This is a genomic window from Mesorhizobium sp. LSJC285A00, from assembly GCF_000503155.1.
In the GTDB taxonomy this organism is placed as follows: Bacteria; Pseudomonadota; Alphaproteobacteria; order Rhizobiales; family Rhizobiaceae; genus Mesorhizobium.
Genome location: NZ_AYVK01000028.1, coordinates 60,419 through 80,110 on the forward strand (window position 1 = coordinate 60,419; position 19,692 = coordinate 80,110).

Sequence of the window (19,692 nt, forward strand, 5' to 3'; positions counted from 1 at the left end):
CCAGATGAGCCCGCGCATCGGGAGCATCCTCATCAGAGCCATCATAACCCTCGTGATGGTCGCCGTTCTGAACTTCGTCCTGTTCCGGGTCATTCCTGGCGACCCTGCATTGCTTCTGCTCGGCGGCGCGCGCACCAGCGTGACGGCTGAGCAGATCGAGGCGCAACGCGAGAACTGGGGCCTCGACCGGCCGCTGTTCCCAGATCAGGTGCTCGATTACTTGTCGGCAACTCTCCATGGTGATCTTGGCTACAGCTTCAAGTTCAGGGGCAGGCATGTCGCTGACCTGATCTTGGAGCGCTTGCCGGCCACAGTTGCCTTGGTCGGTCTTGCACAATTCATCGCCATCGTATTCGGTGTCATGCTTGGCCTATATGCGGGTTGGCGCAGAGGAGGAGCCGTCGATCAGATCGTCACGGGAACTTCTCTGGCGCTCTATTCTACGCCCTCGTTCTGGCTAGGCATGCTCCTGGTGGTAATGTTCAGCACTACATTCGGCTGGCTTCCGGGTTATGGTGCACATTCGCCCGGCGCAATTACGGGTTCGCTCGATTGGTTGCTCGACTATCTGCGGCATCTGGCGCTTCCGGTCACCGCGGTGGCCCTTGGACTAATCGGCCAATACGTTGTGGTCGCACGTGCCGCGATGAGCGACGTCGTCACCGAGGACTACATGATAACCGCACGGGCCAAAGGGCTGACCAATGGTCAGATGCTGATGCGTCATGCATTTCGTAATGCAATGCTGCCGGTCGTTACCCTGGTTACGCTTAATCTTGGCTACGTGGTGGCGGGTGCCATCACCGTCGAAGCCGTATTCGCCTGGCCGGGAATCGGTGGTCTCACGGTCGAAGCGCTCAATGCTCGGGACTATCCAGTCCTTCAAGGAGTATTCCTGTTGCTCGGTGCCTCGATTGTCGTCGCCAACCTCGTAGCCGATCTTGCCTACGGCCTGCTTGATCCGAGGGTCCGGCAATGAGTGAAAGTATAGCTCGGTATTCACCGCGTAGCCGGGCGCGTGCTATCAAAACCTTTCTAGGCCAGTTTCTTGGCTATCGCGGGGCTCAGCTTGGCCTGTTGTGTCTGGTATTCTTTCTTGTTATGGCGGCGATGCCGGATGTCCTGGTGGGACCGCTTCAGACCGCGATCAACGCAACCGGCGATTTCCTCGTACCCCCATCAGGCGAGCATCTGCTCGGCACGGACGAAGTCGGGCAGGACGTACTCAACCTAGTCGTCCACGGTGCCCGGATCTCGCTCACGATCGCGCTGCTGGCGACCGTGATCAGTCTCATCGTCGGCACCACGGTCGGAATGACGGCTGGCTACTATGGTGGCAGGGTTGACGTCTGGCTGATGCGCGTGACGGACTTCTTCTTCGTTATGCCGTCCTTCGTGCTGGCGCTGGTCATCACACCGGTGGTGCTTGAGGTGATGGGGCGCGGCAGAGAAATCTTCGGCTTTCGTCCTTCTCTTTTTGTGATCCTTGTCGTTATCGGCATGACAAGCTGGTCGTTTGTCGCACGCATCGTTCGCAGCCAGACACTGTCGCTTAAGGAGCGAACATTCATCGACCGCGCACGCGTTGTGGGCAGCAGCAATTTCAGCATCATGGTAAGGCACATCCTGCCCAATCTCGTCCCGCAAATCGCCGCCAACGGTGCCCTGGTCGTCGCCGGCGCAATTTATGTCGAGACGTCGCTCTCGTTCCTCGGGCTTGGCGATCCGTTGCAGCCTTCCTGGGGCACTTTGCTTTCGCTCGCTCAACGCGCCGGCGCGGCCAGTGCTGGAGCCTGGTGGTATCTCGGTGCCCCCGGAGTGTGCGTCCTCACGGTCTCGCTTAGCTTCGTCCTGATTGGCAATGCCCTCGACGACACGTTCAATCCACGTCGGCGGGTAATCCCATGACAAACTCCTCCCAGGAGAAAGCTCCGCTTCTGGAAGTCAACGGGCTCACTGTCGACTATGGACTCAAGGGCGTTTCAGCGCGTGCGCTCGACAGAGTAAGCTTCGCGCTCCGGGCAGGAGAGGCCGTTAGCCTCGTCGGAGAATCGGGCAGCGGGAAGACCACGACTGCAATGGCGATTGCGGGTCTGCTATCACCCAACGCACGGGTCAGCAGCGGCGAGGTGCGTTATCGCGGTAACCGACTGCCGATTGATAACGATGCCGCGATGAGGCCGCATCGCTGGAGCGAGACGTCCGTCGTCTTCCAGGGCGCGATGAATGCGCTCAATCCCGTTCACCGCATCATCAAGCAGATCGCCGAGCCATGCATGCTGAAGCTCGGGATGTCGAAGGCTGACGCAATCGCCCGAGCAAGGGAGCTGCTCGATCTCGTCGGCATTCCGGCGGATCGCGGCACCGCCTATCCCCACGAGCTGTCGGGCGGTATGCGCCAAAGGGTGATGATTGCCATGGCGCTCGCATGTCGCCCCTCGATCATCATCGGCGATGAGCCCACGACGGCGCTCGACGTCATCACACAGGCTCAGATCCTCAAGCTGCTAGGGAAGTTGCGATCGCAGCTTAACCTTGCCCTCATTCTGATCACTCACGACCTTTCTGTGGTGGCTGAGTGCTGTGATCGCGTTATGATCATGTATTCCGGCCGCATCGTCGAGGATGGCACTGTTGCCCAGATCTTCGCTCAGCCCAAACATCCCTACACTCGACTGCTGATCGAATCGATCCCGAACCCGGCCAATGGCATAAAGATAATTCGGCCAATACCCGGTGATCCTCCCAACTTGGTGAATCGGCCCTCGGGCTGCGCTTTCCATCCGCGTTGCCCGTCGGCTATGGCGGTGTGCGCGATGGAAAATCCCAGCCTCGATAAGGTCGGGCGGGGACGCGTCGCCTGTCACCTTCACCGGTCCTCGGAAGAAGACAAGGTCGCAGTCCATGCCTGAAACCGCCGACTTCCTGCGTCTGGACAGCCTGCAAGTTCATTTTCCTATCCAGGGCGGGCTGTTCGACCGTGTTCTGGGCCGATCTGCCGGCGCCGTGCGCGCGGTGGACGGGATCGACCTCAATGTCGGACGGGGAGAGATCGTCGCCCTGGTCGGGGAATCTGGAAGCGGCAAGACGACGGTAGGGCGCGTCATCACCAAGCTTGCCCAGCCGACGGCCGGCAGAATGTTGTTCGAAGGCCGCGACATGACGTCCGTTCAAGCGTTGTCGGCTTTGCGCCCTTACCGGCATCGCGTGCAAATGATCTTTCAGGACGCCTATCAGGCGCTCAATCCGCGACACACCGTCTTCGATATCGTGGCGGAGCCGCTGCGCTCAATGAAGTTGGTTGACAACAATGCTCAACTCACAGAGCGTGTCACCGAAGCGCTGGCAGCGGCCGGCCTCAATCCTCCCAGTGGTTTCTTCGGACGATTCCCACACGAATTATCTGGCGGTCAGCGCCAGCGAGTCGTGATTGCCGGAGCGCTTGCCGTGAAACCGGAGCTTATCGTTGCCGACGAGCCCGTGTCGATGCTCGATGTCTCCATACGCGCGCAGATTCTTCAGGTGCTGGTTGACTTGCGCGACAGGCACAACATGGCGCTGCTGTTCATTACCCACGACCTGCCTCTTGCCTGGTTGATCGCGGACCGGATTGCGGTCTTGTATCTTGGAAAATTGGTCGAGATCGGTAGTGCCGACGAGATCACATTCAACCCTCGCCATCCCTATACCGTCGCCTTGCGCACCGCCACCCCGCAGATTGGCATCGATGCAGGTCGCGCCGAGTTGCCGGCCCTGCAAGGCGAGGTTCCAAGCGCCGCGCGCGTTCCGAACGGCTGTCGTTTCCATCCGCGTTGTCCACTAGCCTTCGACCGCTGCAGGCAAGAGGAACCACCGCCCATCGAGGTTGGTCCAAAGCACTTGGCCGCGTGCTGGCTGGCAAAATGAAGGCCGGCCATTGCTTCTCAAGCCTGCTCAGCCCTCGAGGTCTCAGCTATCGGCTAAGAGCAGAGTTTATCGTGCTGTTAAGGAGGGAGCCGACCCAGCGTATGTTTAGTGCGCCATCCGGACCGCTCTGCAACTACGACGGTTATGAGGGTCAACCGGCTGCCGCGCTTCGGGCGTCATGGGGCCGTTTGCGGCACTTGGACGGCATGATTCGGGTGGAGCACAGCTAAGACCGCACCGCGATGCTGTCGGCGCAGATTTAGCGGATCCTCAAGTATACTGGCGGCTGGCGAAAGTTCGAAAGGTGAATCACTGATGACTAGGGGAACAATGCATGAAGCTGCGTGAATATGCCACCCACGACGCCACTGGGCTCGCGCAACTGGTAAGCAGACGCGAGATCACTGCCATCGAACTTGTCCGTTTGGCGCGTGAAGCTCACGACGGCATCAACCCCACCATCAACGCCGTGGTCGAGTTCTATGACGATGCTGAGTCTGTGCCCGGGTCAGACTCGGGGACATTTTCCGGTGTGCCATTTCTGCGCAAGGACACCGGGGCAACGGAGGCCGGGCGGCTTCAGGAGTTCGGAAGTCGGCTCTTCGTCGGCAATCGGCCGACTGTGGACGGCTACTTCATTCAGCGCGCGCGCGCGGCAGGGCTGCGTGTCTTGGGTCGCACGACCACGCCCGAACTGGGGATCGGGAGTAGCGAGTCCGCATTGTGTGGGGTCACCCGCAACCCGTGGAATCTTGGTCGGACGACAGGGGGCTCCACGGCGGGCTCCGCGGCGGCTGTCGCTGCGGGGATCGTCCCGATTGCCAGCGGCGGCGACGGGGGTGGCTCGATCCGTGTACCCGCATCGTTCTGTGGCCTCCTCGGTCTGAACCCCTCGCGCGGCCGCATCTCCGGCGGCCCGGAACAGCAGGACCCATGGTTCGGTCTGGCCCGCAACTTCGTTATGTGCCGCACCGTTCGCGACATGGCAGCAGCTCTGGATGTTTTTTCCGGCTCGCACCCTGGTGATCCGTTTATCATTGTCCAGCCTGATCGCACCTATGTAAGTGAACTATCCCAGCCGACCGGCACCTTGCGGATCGGTGTTGCAAGGACGCGTTGGGGTGCCGTTGATATCGAGCCGGACGTCATGCATGCAGTCGACTCTACGGTCCGCCTTTTGGAAGAAATGGGACACACCTTAATCGATATCGATGCACCTTATAAAGTCGAGGACGTCTACAGAATATTTGTCGGATTGACGAGCCTCAGCAGTGGTTCACTCGAAACTTCGGCTCAGGCTATGGGCCGCAGTCTCAACGCCGAGACCTTGGAGCCAGTTACTCTTAAGCTTGCTGAATATGGAAAGAATTTGCCGCTGTCCCATGCTCGGGAGTTTCATGAGGATCTCCGGATAATGAGGCTGCAAGTAGGCGAAGCGCTACATTCTTTCGATGTCGTTGTTACGCCGACTATGCCCACCGTTGCTTTGCCACTGGATGGCGTTCATCGCACGACTGATCCGACCATTTCTGCAGAGGATTTCATGAAAGCTGATGCTGCGCTCTACTCGCAGCTGGGTATATTCAACATTACCGGGCAGCCGTCAGTATCATTGCCTTTAGCACAAAGCGCCGACGGGCTGCCGATCGGCATTCAGATCGTGAGCCGCTTCGGTGATGAGGCCACGCTGGTCCGTGTCGCACGCGATTTGGAGGAGGCGACCCCCTGGGCAGCGCGAAGGCCGCGCGTGTTCGCTGGCGATCCTGAATAAAAGGGTGTGCTTGACGCTGACTCGTATCACGTCGGGCCGTGTCGTCATAGCTGGGGTCCTTCGCTCGCGCGGATAAGCACCGCTCGGGCGAGCTTCATCTAAACGCCCCGACGAGGTGCGCGAGAGAGCGGCAGCAGGCGATGACGCTGGAGTGTGCCTATCTGTGTCTGGCCGACGATCAATATCTGCTTGAGGCGGCTAAGAACGCGCTCGATCGCTATGGAAACGGCATGGCGTCGGTGCGCCTCATCGGCGGCACTCAAAAAGAGCATAAGCAACTTGAGGCGCTGACCTCCTCGCCCCTCAAGATGCAAGACCCTGTCTTCTATTCTACCCGCATCGATGCCAATGCCGGCGAAGACGGAACTCGGCGAGGACGCCATCATCTCGATTCGGCTGAGCCATGCCTCGATAATCGGCGATGCCCGGCCGTCAGAGACCGGCGCTTCCGCCATGGCAACAACACCTTGGCGCGCAGAAAGAGGAAATGATGGCGTGTTTTCAACGGTATAGCATCGTTGCCAAGCTGCGAGGCGTTTGCGATCTGGCCGGGAAACGGCGATGCAACGGTCGCCATGCGAGCGGCTTTATCGGCATGCACAGACGCGGCTTGGCCAGCATTGCGGCTTCGAGAGCCGCATCGACTTCATCACTGGCAAGTCCCAGCAGGGCACTTGGAGGCGCGTCGGGCGCGACCTGGCATTGTCGAATTCGTCGTCAACATGCCCGACCCGAACGTGTTCAAATCTGGATCGCCCGTTCAGAAGGCTTAGGCCTTCAACCCTTCAACTCACCCGCAAACACCTAGATCGAAGAACAAGTCGGTTGGAAGCGGCCATTCATGATCGCCTGAAATATCTTCTCACAAACAGGCAACGCGCAACTGCGCATAGAAGGGATAAACGCAGATTTCCTGCGCCAACAGAGCATTGATATGCGCAAAGCGTGCCTGCTGAGCACGCATATTGAGTCATAAAGTTGCCCAGAGACAACGCGGTGATGCGGGTTGGGGATCACAGTGGAGCTTAGCACGGCAACATGAGGGCATGGCCGCCTGGCGCCAAATGCGAATAAAGCTCTTTCCATAATATTAGAGGTGAGCATGAGAACGGCAGAAGCAGCAGATTTCAATGAGGCGGATGTAATTCGCGATATCGCCTACGTGAGTATGAAGGATGGAACGCGCCTCGCTTACATCTCACACCGTCCGAAGAAGTCGGGTCGCTATCCGACGGTTTTCCTTTATGATCCATATGCAGCTAACTCGACTCCTTTCGAAGTCGCGAAGGAATTCATTGATGCCGGGTATGCCTTCGTGGGCGCCAATCTACCCGGAACCGGGTGCTCGGAAGGCGTTATCGACGTTTGGCATGAACAGCAAATGATCAAGGGCGGACCTTATGGTGCCGAATTGATAGAATGGATTGCCAGCCAGCCCTGGAGCGATGGCAATGTCGGAATGGTCGGCAACTCATCGGCGGGGATGCCGCAGTTTTGGGTTGCGGCGGAGCGACCTCCACATTTGCGGGCGATCGTCGCGAGTGGGTTCGGGGACGGCTATGAGTTTCAGTTTTATCCGGGCGGAATTCTCCCGCTGGCAGAGGGAGAATGGCAGATTAGAAATCAGTTTGGCAGAAATGCCGGTGTAGAATGGCGCACCGAGCGGGGCGACACAGAATGCACCAAGATTCGTGGCAGCCATAGGCAGGTAGTCAAAAATTCTCTTTTTGACGCGGTCCGGAAGCACCCACTAAAGGATCAATGGTGGGATTCTCAGACTTTGGTCAGCAAGGATCTTATGGGCAGAGTCACTGTGCCCAGCATGATCATTGGAGCCTGGCAGGAGCAGTACGGTGGCGCCGCAATGGCAAACGTCCGAGTGTTTACGCACTTCATGCAACATGTCGAGAACAAGAAGCTTGTGCTGATGAACGGTGATCATGGGAGCTTTGGACCCGGGCCGCGCGGCTATGGCATTGTAGACAAGGAGCGAATGAAATTCCTTGATCGCTGGGTGAAAGGGGTCAAGAACGGAGTAGAAAACGAGCCGCCCGTTACTGTCTATTGGGAAATTCAGCAGCCCGAGGGAAGTCCGAAGAAGGCGGTAGAGGGGTGGGTGACCTGTCACAACACGTGGCCAGACCCGAAAGTGGAGCGTCGCACCTATTATCTTACGGGCGACGCAAAGATCTCGCCCGAGAAGCCGGGCGCAAGCCCCAACGAGGGATCCCGCGCGTACCTGTACCCCGCCGGAGCAGAACTCGCTCCCGGAACCAATCAGCAATTCCAGCTTCGGCCTCATCCCAGCGGCGTGCTCAATTACCGAACAGCCCCCGACACCTCGGATATGGTGTTGCTTGGAAATCCGGAAGTCGCGCTTTATCTCAGCATCGATAATGGCGACGACGCCGACGTCCAACTCACATTGAAAGATGTCGGTCCCGACGGCACGGTGCTCTTCCTTCAATCAGGCCTGCTGCGGGCTTCGCTCCGAGCGATCGACGAAGACCGCACATATGTTGACGAGGTGGTGCATTCGTTTCGAAAATCTGAGAAACTTGTGCCGGGTGAAGTCTACCAACTCCGGATGTCGTTGATTTCGCCCATCGCTCACGTCGTCAGGCAAGGGCACAGCCTTGAACTAACCATCGGTGCGACCAATCCCATTCCGCATATCACCCTCGGTAGCATGCCCGCCGGAGCCCAGTCTATCAACAGGATCTACCACTCGGCAAAGTATCCTTCCACAATACTTCTTCCCATCGTCCCGGGGGCGGTGGCTCAAGCTCCCGCTCCGGCATGCGACGCTCTTCGAGGTCAGCCCAGTCGCAAGGACGACGAGTTTGTCCCTGGCGGACTGCCTATTCAATAAGCTGCAGTCGTCGCTGCCTGCCGCTCTTATGGCTTGGCCAGTGAACATCAAATGCCAATCCGGCAAGGAGAAGAGATGAAGCAGATACCTATGGGAACCCATCACGATGATGATCGGGCGGGCCAGGGTGCTGGCTACGATGTGTTGGGCTCGACTGCAACGAACGTTGGCGGATGGCTTCAAGATGGTAGCAGTTGGTGATCTCATCGTGTCGCGGGCGGTGACCAAAGGGCAACATCATCCGGCTTCGGCGAGATCGTCAAGATTCTTCAAGATGCAGATGTCACGTTTGGCAACATGGAAATGAACATCTTTGATATCCGATCCTTCAAAGGAAGTCCGCAGGCTGAGTATGGCGGTGCGTTTCACGTCAGCCTGCCTGAGATCGGGCCTGACTTGAAGGCGATGGGGTTCAATCTAATGAGTCGCGCAAACAACCATACGCTTGACTGGGGGCTTGAAGGCATGCGCGAGACGAGCCAAGTGCTCGATCAGAGCGGGATCATCCATGCACGGGCGGGTGAAAATCTCGCCCAAGCCGGCGCCGCTCGCTTTTTGGAAACCGCACGCGGTCGCGTGGCCTTGCTGTCGCTTGCTACATCGTTCACGCCTATGTCTCGGGCGGGCGATCCCGCCGGGGAAGCGCCAGGCAGACCCGGACTCAACGCCCTTCGTTTGGCGCAAGGCATCGTGGTCCCGCCCGAGAAGTCGAGAGCTTGAGGCAGATACGCGATGCGTTACCCGACTCCCGCCCGGGCGGTCGATCAGCTCCGCCTGCAGTCTCAGGGCCCTCGGCGGAACGGCCCGAGCATCCAAAGGATCCAACCCAGGTCGTCGTCGGGGCAAGCGGTTCTCCGACTTCTGCATCGTCACAGATCATTGTCACCAGCCCGGGAATGGGAGCGAGGAGACGCCTGATTACGAACAATCTTTTGCGCAGCGACTGATTGATGCGGGAGCGGACGCTTATGTCGGACACGGACCCCACAAGTTGCGGGGCATCGAGATCGATTGGGGCCGGCCCATCTTTGCGGGTGACGGCCTGGCTCAGCGGAGGCGAGACGGGAGTTCTTGGCAAAGCAGGTGAGCGCCAATCTCAGGTTCTTGCAGGCCCATCGGAACACAACGCCTCGGCTTTCCCCGGAGGCGTGGGGCAGCGGACAGACGCCGGCCTCGGCGGCACGTTGGTCCTCGCGCACGTCGCCGAGCTCAGCGAGGATCTGGGCGGCGCCGCAGATGCGGCCTGCGCGCGGGAAGGACATGACGATCTCGCCGTCGGGCAATTGGGCGACGGCGTGCTCGATGTGCGAGGACAGCTTGGCGATCTCGCAGACGAGGCGTTTGAGAAAGGCAACCAATGTTTCGGCGAGCTCATCTTTGGCGTCGGCCTGGGCGTTACCGGCCAGCCCTATCGGGGCGGCTCGCAGTCGGGCCAAGAGATTGGCAGGCGATAGCCGGGCGCCATGAAGCTGGCCAGGCGTTTCTCGCCCAGGCGGCTGGCGCGGTCGGGGATGGGATAGCGGCCGACGGGGGCGCACGCGATCGGGCTGTCGATGGCGGCGAAAATGGCGCCTGCCCCGGCCAGAAGCCTTCGGGCAGATTGCGGAGCTGGTTGGCCAATGCGACACGCTGGGCCAACCAGGTCGTCGCGGCCGCGGGCCAGGGCGCGCAACGCCCTGAAATCATCGAAGACCGGCACAATAGCCCGGAAACGATGTCCGTCGGTGCGCAAGATATCGGCCAACATGAAGGCATCGGCCGGATCGCTTTTGCTACCGGCGGCGCGGTAGCGCGGCCTGCAGGCCTTGACGACGTTCGGATGGATCGGGACCACGGTATACCCGGCCTCGACCAAGGTATCGACGGTCAGACCCGACGGTTGCTCGATGGCGATGGGCAGTTTGGCCGCCGCACTTGAGCCGGGCGACCATGTGACCAACCCAGCCGCATCGTGACGGACATCGAAACGGACGATGACCTGGCCCGCGCCGTCAATAACGCACAGGGCATGGCTTGCGCCGCCCCAGTCCAAACCTGCGTGAAATGGCGTATGCTGATCTCCTCGGATTGCGATAGGCTCACCCGAGCTGGGAGATCGTACGAATCGCTCACTGACAGGCGCTCTGGCTGGCCAGCACTGGCGCTTCACCCGGTGGTCCGTCGGGGTCTCGCGGCCACCTGCCGCGCAGGTCTCATACGGGCCGTCGACCGGCAAGCGCGCTTGGCCGTCACTGCAGATGCTCTGGCTGGCGCATGCTACGCCACTTGGTCGCTTCGCATCGCCAGCCTAAAGGTGCACCAGTGAGCGCTTGTCATCTAAATGAGGTTAGCATGCTTGCAGCAGCGCCTGTCAGCTGAGAACACCATGCATCTGTCTTCTCCTCTTTCTTATAGGCAAGGCCATGATCCCTTCCGATCCGTTGAACGCCGTTTTCGAGGCCGGTGAGCGAGATCTTCCTTTGGGTGACGAGCGTGCATTCATCTCGAACCCGCAGATTGTTCCTATTCGCCAAGTGTCGGAAATGGTGTGATGGACCAGTCGATCAACTCGATGGCACGCTGAAGTATCGCTGCGGTCCGAGCAGGGGTGGGCGAAGCGGCGATGACACGTCCGATCGAGTCTCGGTAATCGCCTTTCTTGACTATCTGGGTCTTGGGTTCAACATAGAATTTGACTTCGGCTACGCCAGGTACGGCAGCCGCCCGGCTGCCGCCATCGATCCAATCTAGTATGCCATCGCGATCAGGAACCAGGAACCGCGCGGTTGCAGTGCGCGAATGTCTTTTGCGCAAATTCCATTCCTCGCCGATGGCAAGATTGATGTGCGCAGAGATGAGATCAACACCGTAAGCCAGATGAACCAGTTGGGGAGTTGACCCGGCATGAAGGCGCGGATTGACTTCAATGACGACTGGGCCACGCATCGTCCACCGAAGTTCAATGCCCGTTGGCCCCCAGCCAAGGTCGAGAGCGCGCAAACAGCTCAGCGAAATATCGGCGATACGCTCGTGCTCGTCGTCACTCAGCAGTGCTGGGTAGGTGCACTCACGAAATACGAAATGTGGGGGGGGGCCTAACTCAGCGGCGTAGATCGCGATCACCTCATCTCCCATTATATCGGCACCATAAAAGGGGCCTTGTGCGAATTCTTCGACCAGTATCCTCAGACCGGACCGCCATATGAACTGTCCGCCCAACAGATAGTTCGTGTGTTGGACTACCTCATCGGTCGTGCGGCACAATCGGACACCGATGCTGCCGCTGCCTACGGCTGGCTTAACAACCACCGGCAGGCCGATCTCCGCGGCAGTGCTTTCAACTTCCGTCGCATCCGTGGCCAAGCGGTAAGCAGGTATTGGAACGCCAGCCTGGGCGAGGAGTCGACGTTGAGTGAATTTGTCGCAGCATCGGTCGATGGATGCAGGGTTCGGTCCCGGTAGATCGAAATGCCGACAGAGCTTGCCAACCGTCGCACAGACTGACTCATTGGGGCTCGTAATGCCAGCAATGGCATAGTTCGCGCCCAGCCAGGAACATTCGCGGATCAGCGCATCAAGATTGTCCGTATCGACCCGGATTGCCTCAACGCCTTCCGCCGCAAGATAGTCGTACCGAGTTGGATCGGCCGACAGGGCAATCGGATGAAGACCAAGACGCTGGGCCGCTTTCAGGTACAGCGGCCCATTGCTACTCGTGCATTCAACCAGGATAAGCGCTTTCCTTGCCATTGGCCTCGGCTGCCCTCGCGTGCTGTTCGGCGGGCTGAGCGTAGACAGGCGCCCATCATGCGTGCCTCCTCAGACCTTGCGGTGAAGGTACCATGCTCAGCAGTCTGTGACCGCTAAGATCCCGTAAAGTTATTTGAAGGATCTGTTGCAACGTTTTGGTTCCGGAAGTGTGACACGGAGCGTCTCAAGAATTCGGTGGGTGCGGATGTTCATCGGACGCTGAATGGGTTAGAGTCGGTCGTCTAGTCGCGCCGTAAAATGCAAGTCTTTTTTGGACGTCGAGGGGGTCGTTGGTCGTTTGCTGGGAGCAGTGTCGTCTTCGCGGTCGACATGAAGTCGCCGCATGATGGGGCTTCGCGGGTGAGCCTTCCAAGGTTTGGAACGTACGCTCGGGGCATATTGCCTCGAAGGTGCAACGGCCTCTGCGGAATGGCTCGCCCTACGTCCCGGCAGGGACGCCTCGGCACGCCTCGGGGCAGGCGCATGTGAGCTTGCGGTGTCAGGTCATGGCGCTGGTTGCCCGTTTAAACAGCTCGCCGGATTTCAGCATAGAGTGCATGATGACGGCCAGCTTGCGCGCAACGGCGACGGCCGCACGCTTGAAGTCGATCCTCTCTCGCAGCTTCACCCCCGAGGCGCGCAGCTCGCTTTCGGCATAGGTGCGCGTCAGGATCACGGTTGCTGCTTCAGTAAAGCAGTCCCCTCAGATGAGCGTCGCCGCGTCGGGAGATGTGGCCGTCATAATCGACTTCGCCAGATTGGTAGCGACGAGTGGTCAGTCCCAGCCACGCGCCGACCGAACGCGACTTCTTGAAGTTCGCCAAGTCCTCGATGGCGGTCGTGAACGCGGTTGCGGTGACCGCGCCAACCCCTGGGATCGACATCAGCAACTGACAGGCCTCGCTCTGTCGTGCGCTGGCGATAAGCTGCCGTCCAAGCTCGGCGGCGCGGGTGCGCACGCTGCGCCAAGCCTCAAGAACCGGCAGGATGATACGCGCAAGCTCTCCCTGACCGACAAGCAGGCGCTGGATATTATATTCGAACTTGCCGCCTTTGCTCAGGGAACGACCAGCCCGAACGTCTTCATGAGCCCGCGGATCTGGTTTGAGAGTTCGGTGGTGATCCTTACCAGCCTGGTCCGGGCGGCCACCAGCGTGCGGATCAGCATGCTGTCATAGCCCTTTACCCGTACCTCGCGATAGAAGCCGACCTGGGCCAGATGCGCCAAGCCATCGGCCATCGTTGGCGTCCGTTTCGTTCGGCGCCATGTCGAGCGCGGTCTTGGCATGCCCGGCGTCGATGCAGATCGCCGGAAGCCCTTCCGCGCGCAATGCGTGATGGAACCACACCGACAAAGGACCGGTCTCGAACACCACCCGCTCAGCCCCCTGCCGCCCGCTTAGTTCCGCCACCGGGCTCGGATCGGAGGGGCATTTGCCGCGCCAGACCCGCTTGCCGCCACGCCGCACAGAAATCCCGTCTTTTCAACGACACGTCGAGACCGATATATTCACACATGGTTGTTCTCCGGTCGATGCTTGGGCCCGGCATCCAGCCGTGAGCCCGTACTTCCATCTTATCGGGAAACAACCACCCGCTCTTCAATCTTGCGACCGCTTCCGGTCATCAGGGCGACTCGCGCGCGCGATTACCCATGTTTTGAAAATCGGGGATGGGCGTTTCTGCGGATGAATTTGCAAACGTCGATGCGCTTCTCGTAGTCGCGCACGAGGCGGCGCCATCCAGCCGAAGGCTCGCTCGACCACCCAGCGGCGGGGCAAGCCTTCGAAGCTCTCCTTGTCATCGGATCGGCGGACGATCTCGACCACGGGGCACTGTCGGAGATGTCGCGGGGGTGAGGTTGACATCAACAGCCGCCCATTCGTATCGACGGCGATGTGGCGCTTGCGGCCGACAATCTTCTCGCCGTCCTGTTTCCGCCTGCGAGCCTTGACCGACTGGCTGTCGATCACGCCCCCATGGGATTGGCGTGGCGCCCGGCTCGCTCGCGGTCCAGCATCAGCGCCACGTCGTGGATGGTCTGGAACGGAAAGCGCCGCGCCAACTCGCGAAACCCGTCGTAGAAGGTCGCGCAGGAATATCTGTCAGGCGAGACACTTCACGGGTTGGCGAAACGGCACGACGTCACCCGAAACCTGATCCGCGTTGGTACGCAAATATGAGGAAGGCAGCCTTGGATGACGATGCGCAGGCCGCCGACGTTATACAGGAATACGAGGCCCGGATCCCGGCCATTGAGCGGCTCGTTGGCAAGCAGGCTCTGGAACTGGAGTTTCTAAAGGGGCTCTGAAAAGCGCACCGCCGCCGAGAAGAGGGACTACATCCCATAGGCGTTAACTTAAGTGTGGACTGGTGGAATCGAGATGTGATTCCTCGGCCAGATGCGAACGAATGATTCGATCGAAACCGACTGGCAGGCTCTGATATCGAGGCTGTCGCAATCGCTTGACCTTGATGCGACGGCGCGGGCGACGGGAGCGCTGGTGCGTCGTCGCAATGTTGCGGACGCAGCGACATTGCTGCGCTTGGCGTTGGCCTATGGCCCCGGCGCGATGAGCCTGCGCACTGCTGCCGCCTGGGCCGGGGTGAACGAGATTGCGAGCCTTTCCGACGTCGCTCTTTTGAAGCGCTTGCGCGCAGCCGCCGATTGGCTCGGCGACCTTGCCGGCGCCTTGCTCCAAAAGGCTTGCGCCAAAAGCGCCGCGCCGACGGGGCGCCGGTTGCGCGTTGTCGATAGCAGTTCGATCTCGCGCCCTGGCAGTGCCGGCACGGACTGGCGGCTGCATGCCACCTACGAACCGGCGCTCGCACGCTTCACGCATCTGGAGATCAGCGACGTGCGCGGGGGTGAAAGCTTCTTGCGTGTTCCGCTACGCCAAGGCGACATTGTTGTTGTCGATCGCGCCTACGCCCGCGCTCCGTCCCTTGAAAAGGTGGTGTCGGCGGGTGCCGACTTCATCGTGCGCACGGGCTGGACCAGTGTTCGGCTGACCACGCCCGACGGGCAACGGGTCGACTGGAACGCCATCTATGAGCCCATGCAGCCTGGTGAGGTTTGCGAGATGAACGTGCTCGTGGAGCATTCGGGTCGCAAGGGACGAGGCAAGCCGCCCTTGCCGACAAGGCTCATCGTCAAGCGCAAGGATGAGAAGGCCACGCAAAAGGCCCAGAAGGCGGCAAAGCGGGGCAATCAGCGCCGCTGCTCCAACAGGCTGCAGCCGATGACCCTCATTGCCGCGGGCTTCGTCATGCTGCTGACCTCGGTCCCGGCCCATGAATTGACGGCCGACGAGGTTCTGCAGACCTATCGGTTGCGCTGGCAGGTCGAACTCGCCTTCAAGCGGCTCAAGAGCGGAATGGGCATCCATAAGCTTCCCGCGCGAGATGAGCGGCTCGCTCGAAGCTGGCTGACGGCCCACCTGATCCTGGCGCTGATGATCGACGAGGCCGTCACCGACGTTCTCGACTCTCCCNAGCTGGCTGACGGCCCACCTGATCCTGGCGCTGATGATCGACGAGGCCGTCACCGACGTTCTCGACTCTCCCCCCTGTGAAGACCAAACCACGCACGGCGCAATCGCTGTCTCTTTGGAGGCTGCATAGTCTCCTGCGTTCTGAAATCCTCAACGCCATACTGATGGTGATGCGGCCGGGAAAAATCCTCACCCGCGTCACTGAAATCATTCGTCACGTCTGCGACCCACCAAGACGGCGCAAAAGCCAATCCGCCGCTGCAAGAAGCGTCGTCTTGGTGTAAAGTTAGCGCTTATGGGACTACATCCGTCGTTACCGGCCCCGCGGCATCTCCGTCGCTGAGGATGCCGACTGATGGGCATCGCGCGCTCGAGTTAAGGTCGAAGCCGTCTACCCGACGGCTTTCGAAACCTTCGAGGACGTCACTGAACACCTTCCTCGCTTCATTGAAGACGTCTACAACAACCGCAGGCTCATTCGGCGCTCGGCTATCTAAGCCTGCAACAGTTCGAGGATCAACACATCCGGCAGGTTGGCAAAACAGCAGCGTGATCACTGTCCACCCTCAGGGGCGCACTCCAGATCGGCGTCCGAAATTGAGCCCCCCTTGCAAAGCGCGATGAGCGGCACTCGCCGGGCGAAGCTGGTCGGGGGTTGCGCAGCCCGGCGAGCGCGGATGTTTCGGCGGTTTTCTGTAGAGGTCCGACAGGCGCGGTTCTTGAAGCGCCAGGACTCGTTTCCGGTCTCGATGATCTCGCAATGATGGGTGAGCCGGTCGAGCAGCGCCGTCGTCATCTTGGCATCGCTGGCAAAGACACTGGGCCATTCGCCGAATGCCAGGTTGGTGATGGCGATGATGGAGGTGCGCTCGTAGAGCCGGCGGAAGAGATGGAAGAGAAGCTGCCCGCCGGCCTGCGCGAAGGGAAGATAGCCGAGTTCGTCGAGGACGACGAAGTCGAGGCGGGTGAGGTAGTCAGCGATACGTCCCTGCTTGCCGTTTCGGTGCTCCGTCTCGAGCCGGTTAACGAGAACGACGTTGAGAAGCGGCCGCGTGAACCGTTGTGGATCAAGGCACGCGCGATGGCGATCGCCAGATGCGACTTGCCGGTTCCGGTGCCACCGATGAGCACGGCATTGCGCTGGTCGGCGACGAAGGTGCCGTTGGCGAGCTCGCGGACGAGGGCCTCGTTGACCGGCGTGTCGGAGAAATCGAAGATCCTCGATCTCCTTGGCGAGCGGCAGCTTGGCTACGGTCAGCTGGTATTTGATGGAGCGCGCCTGCTTCCCGCAATCTCCGCCGACAGGAGATCGCCGACGATCCTCGGTGGCTCGTGCTGACGCCTATCCCCTCCTGATGCTGTCGTAACGGGCGCAGTCGGCCTGCGGCTCATGCTTAAGGCGCGACGTAAGGGGGCCGCCTATATTGGTGCGGCATGTTCGCTGACCTTAGACCCTCATTCGAGTACCTGGTCCAAACCTTGGGAAACGATACGTGAACCGGCAAATGCGGCCCATCATATAACCCAGGTAGTTTGGCGCCTCTGGTCGCTCTTGGCTCGTATTTCCGGCCGCGATGCAGATTTGGCCGGCCAGCTTCAGCAAGGTATCGATCCAGCGATCAAGCACGCTTGAACCGTCGTCGGTCGACAAACCGCCAGTCATGTACTCCCGTACTTCGGCATCAGCGTTGGTTGGAGTACGGTAAGGGCTGGGTTGGCAGATAACATTACCCACGCATATTGGTAGGTATGACGAGCTTGATAACAAGCTATATTCGCTTTCGGAGAACAACTTGTGAAATGGATCTTTAGAATGTCGTCCTTTAGAAGACGCGCCCTGCCGATTCCCTGCGATGTGTTCCTTAGCGCAAGGAGGTGCCCGTTCTCACGGGCCATGGGACGCGTAGTGGCGAAGTGTACTTGGATTTGGACTAGGCCTCAATAGTAGCTCCGCGGAGGAGGAGGTTTGCGGCGAGAACAGTGAGCCTCGTAGGCGAGCCGCGATCAACACCCGGCGTCGACTTCTTTAAAGCCAGCATTGCTGGTGAATCACGGCCGGAAGCTTAACGATCGCTCTCCTCCATGGAAATGCTCCAAGCTCAGCATTGAGAAGGCAGACACGATGGTCGATAGGGTCTTTGATCGTAGCAATGCTCTTTATGTCAAGAAAGTTCCCGGAAAAGGTCGTGGCTTATTCGCCAATATCCCATTCAAGGCTGGAGATCTAATCGAGCGCGCTCCAACATGGTCATTCTATGATCGTGAAGCAAGCCTTATAGATCGTACTGGGATACTTGAATATTACTTCGTTCGTCTCGACAAAAATATCCAAATTGACCCTATAGCCCGGTATGTTGTTTTTGGTCTGGCTTCGTTAGTGAACCATTCTTTGAGACCTAATGCACAAACGGTTTGGGCGGATGAAGAATCCGGCGCATGGGCCAGCATTGAGGCAATTAAGGACATAAACGTAGACGACGAAATAACGCAGACCTATAATAACATCTCGGACTATCCTGAATCCGTCAAGTTCGTGGAGTGAAGATGAAGATTATTAACGGAGACAGAGCGATATGTGCCCAATTCGCCTCAATGTCACTTGTGATACCGATATTGCGTCGCTAGGTAAATGAAACGAATGAGAAGTCTAGTCGTGGCGAAAATACATAATGAAACACGAGTCATGTCTGGCTGACGAAACAGGACGTTTAAACAAAGATACAGGAGAACGAGCATGTATGACGCTTTTGCATATGACGAGAGCGTGGCTTCTACATATGAGCGTTTTACCAACTTATTAGGTAAAGTCGCGGAGGCAGACGAAACTTCTGCCTTTCTTGAGAGACTTTCCAGAGGAGGGTGTGCTCTTGAGCTCGGTGTTGGCAATGGGCGCGTGGCGGTGCCGTTGAGCGAGCGCGGGGTCAAGGTCGAAGGCATCGACAATTCGGACAGCATGTTAGAACTTCTCGCCAAGCGTACCGATCTGATCAAAGCCTGGAAGGGGGACATTGCCGATTTCAGCTCAGAGCACCGCTACGATCTGGTCTATTGTGTTTATGGCACATTCACCCTGCTCTCCAGGCGCGAAGAGCAAATAGCTTGCCTTCGATCGGCTGCGGAGGCGCTAAAAGAGAACGGGGTTGTAGTAATAGAAGTGCGCGTTCCATCCTTGGATGGTTTTGTCAGCGGCCAGAAAACTACTGCGATGTTCGTTGATCATGAGAATACATTTGTCAATGCGGTGCTCCACGATCCGATAAACCAGCACTTTATTTCAACAATCCTCTGGTTTTCTGGCGCATCGGTCACACGTTTACCACAACGCGTTCGGTATGTTTATCACCAGGAGCTCGATACCATGGCCGAGTGCGTTGGGCTAGGACTAACGGAGCGTTGGGGAGATTGGGCGAGGAGTGCGTTTACCAATGAGTCGAAAGGTCATATCTCAGTTTACCGCCGAACCAGCTTGTAGTCGGTCACCTGCCTCTGAACGTTCACCCCACCGATAGCTAGAGCCTCGGGCGGTTTTTGGTCCGATCCCAACTTTGGGCCGCTACATGAAGGCCCATACGTCGATGTTGACCGCTACTTGTCGTCGCGCGAGCAAGACCGCCCTGATCTAGGATCAGGATGTGTAATTTGCAGAGCTTGGCAGTGTATCCCTTGAGGGTTTCAAGGATCTGCCCGCACTGGCCGAGCCGGAGCTGGTCGTGCTGTATCGGGTCTCACAAGGCCGCATATAGTCCGTCCCATTCCCTCGCGGGACACTGCCCTCGGCATACGCAGCTTGAGATCCAGCTCCTTAATCTGCTCGACCGCTCGACCAGCTGCACGCGCACCGGCAGTGACCTGGGACCCTTGTTCCCTCCAGTTCAATGGAGAGTCCGGAGTTTCATTTCTGGCCTCATGCGGCCTGTTTT

General features: G+C 59.1%; 12 protein-coding genes and 5 pseudogenes. 11 read left to right on the forward strand and 6 right to left on the reverse strand.

Annotated elements, in window-relative coordinates; all coding sequences use genetic code 11:
* The first annotated feature begins 4 nt into the window (after positions 1 to 4).
* The 8 genes and pseudogenes from X726_RS147125 to X726_RS01000000167220 all read left to right on the forward strand — a co-directional run.
* Complete coding sequence (locus tag X726_RS147125; protein WP_023671644.1) at positions 5 to 979, forward strand: ABC transporter permease; 975 nt, start codon at positions 5 to 7, stop codon at positions 977 to 979.
* Positions 976 to 1,908, forward strand: a complete 933-nt coding sequence (locus tag X726_RS147120; RefSeq protein ID WP_031215208.1) for an ABC transporter permease — start codon at positions 976 to 978, stop codon at positions 1,906 to 1,908. Before X726_RS147125 ends, X726_RS147120 begins: the two co-directional genes overlap by 4 nt.
* Entirely contained in the window at positions 1,905 to 2,912 is a 1,008-nt protein-coding gene (locus X726_RS147115; RefSeq protein ID WP_023671646.1) for an ABC transporter ATP-binding protein, read from the forward strand. The genes X726_RS147120 and X726_RS147115 overlap by 4 nt, the downstream gene beginning before the upstream one ends.
* Positions 2,905 to 3,906, forward strand: a complete 1,002-nt coding sequence (locus X726_RS147110; RefSeq protein WP_023671647.1) for an ABC transporter ATP-binding protein — start codon at positions 2,905 to 2,907, stop codon at positions 3,904 to 3,906. The genes X726_RS147115 and X726_RS147110 overlap by 8 nt, the downstream gene beginning before the upstream one ends.
* A 334-nt stretch (positions 3,907 to 4,240) precedes the next feature.
* Complete coding sequence (locus X726_RS147105) at positions 4,241 to 5,677, forward strand: amidase (RefSeq protein WP_023671648.1); 1,437 nt, start codon at positions 4,241 to 4,243, stop codon at positions 5,675 to 5,677.
* A gap of 140 nt (positions 5,678 to 5,817) precedes the next feature.
* Entirely contained in the window at positions 5,818 to 6,168 is a 351-nt protein-coding gene (locus X726_RS1000000170630) for a hypothetical protein (protein ID WP_156940691.1), read from the forward strand.
* Between the two features lie 611 nt (positions 6,169 to 6,779).
* Positions 6,780 to 8,549 carry a CocE/NonD family hydrolase gene (locus tag X726_RS147095; RefSeq protein ID WP_023671650.1) on the forward strand — a complete coding sequence of 590 codons (1,770 nt, stop codon included), beginning with the start codon at positions 6,780 to 6,782 and terminating at the stop codon, positions 8,547 to 8,549.
* A 75-nt stretch (positions 8,550 to 8,624) separates the two neighbouring features.
* Positions 8,625 to 9,579: pseudogene (locus tag X726_RS01000000167220) on the forward strand (CapA family protein); the annotation flags it as partial.
* A 100-nt stretch (positions 9,580 to 9,679) separates the two neighbouring features.
* Here the strand turns inward: X726_RS01000000167220 and X726_RS1000000171830 are convergent.
* The 5 genes and pseudogenes from X726_RS1000000171830 to X726_RS1000000170635 all read right to left on the reverse strand — a co-directional run.
* Positions 9,680 to 9,811 (reverse strand): annotated as a pseudogene (locus X726_RS1000000171830) (IS110 family transposase); the annotation flags it as partial.
* Between the two features lie 146 nt (positions 9,812 to 9,957).
* A complete protein-coding gene (locus X726_RS1000000171835) occupies positions 9,958 to 10,581 on the reverse strand; it encodes a transposase (RefSeq protein ID WP_023671653.1) in 624 nt (207 codons plus the stop codon).
* Positions 10,582 to 11,051: 470 nt separating this feature from the next.
* Positions 11,052 to 12,278: an acetyl-CoA carboxylase biotin carboxylase subunit family protein gene (locus tag X726_RS147090; RefSeq protein ID WP_023671654.1), complete on the reverse strand. Its 1,227-nt coding sequence runs from the start codon at positions 12,276 to 12,278 to the stop codon at positions 11,052 to 11,054.
* Positions 12,279 to 12,777: 499 nt separating this feature from the next.
* A pseudogene (locus X726_RS01000000167235) lies at positions 12,778 to 13,796 on the reverse strand (IS110 family transposase).
* A gap of 130 nt (positions 13,797 to 13,926) precedes the next feature.
* Positions 13,927 to 14,352, reverse strand: a pseudogene (locus X726_RS1000000170635) (IS5/IS1182 family transposase); the annotation flags it as partial.
* A gap of 328 nt (positions 14,353 to 14,680) precedes the next feature.
* Between X726_RS1000000170635 and X726_RS147085 the strand changes: the two are divergent.
* Entirely contained in the window at positions 14,681 to 15,853 is a 1,173-nt protein-coding gene (locus X726_RS147085; RefSeq protein WP_023671659.1) for an IS4 family transposase, read from the forward strand.
* Between the two features lie 472 nt (positions 15,854 to 16,325).
* On the opposite strand, the pseudogene istB reads toward X726_RS147085, so the two are convergent.
* Positions 16,326 to 17,164 (reverse strand): annotated as a pseudogene (istB, locus tag X726_RS1000000169405) (IS21-like element helper ATPase IstB).
* Between the two features lie 730 nt (positions 17,165 to 17,894).
* Here istB and X726_RS147075 point away from each other — a divergent pair.
* Positions 17,895 to 18,314: an SET domain-containing protein-lysine N-methyltransferase gene (locus X726_RS147075; RefSeq protein WP_031215212.1), complete on the forward strand. Its 420-nt coding sequence runs from the start codon at positions 17,895 to 17,897 to the stop codon at positions 18,312 to 18,314.
* 192 nt (positions 18,315 to 18,506) lie between these two features.
* Positions 18,507 to 19,244: a class I SAM-dependent methyltransferase gene (locus X726_RS147070; protein ID WP_023671662.1), complete on the forward strand. Its 738-nt coding sequence runs from the start codon at positions 18,507 to 18,509 to the stop codon at positions 19,242 to 19,244.
* Positions 19,245 to 19,692 lie beyond the last annotated feature (448 nt).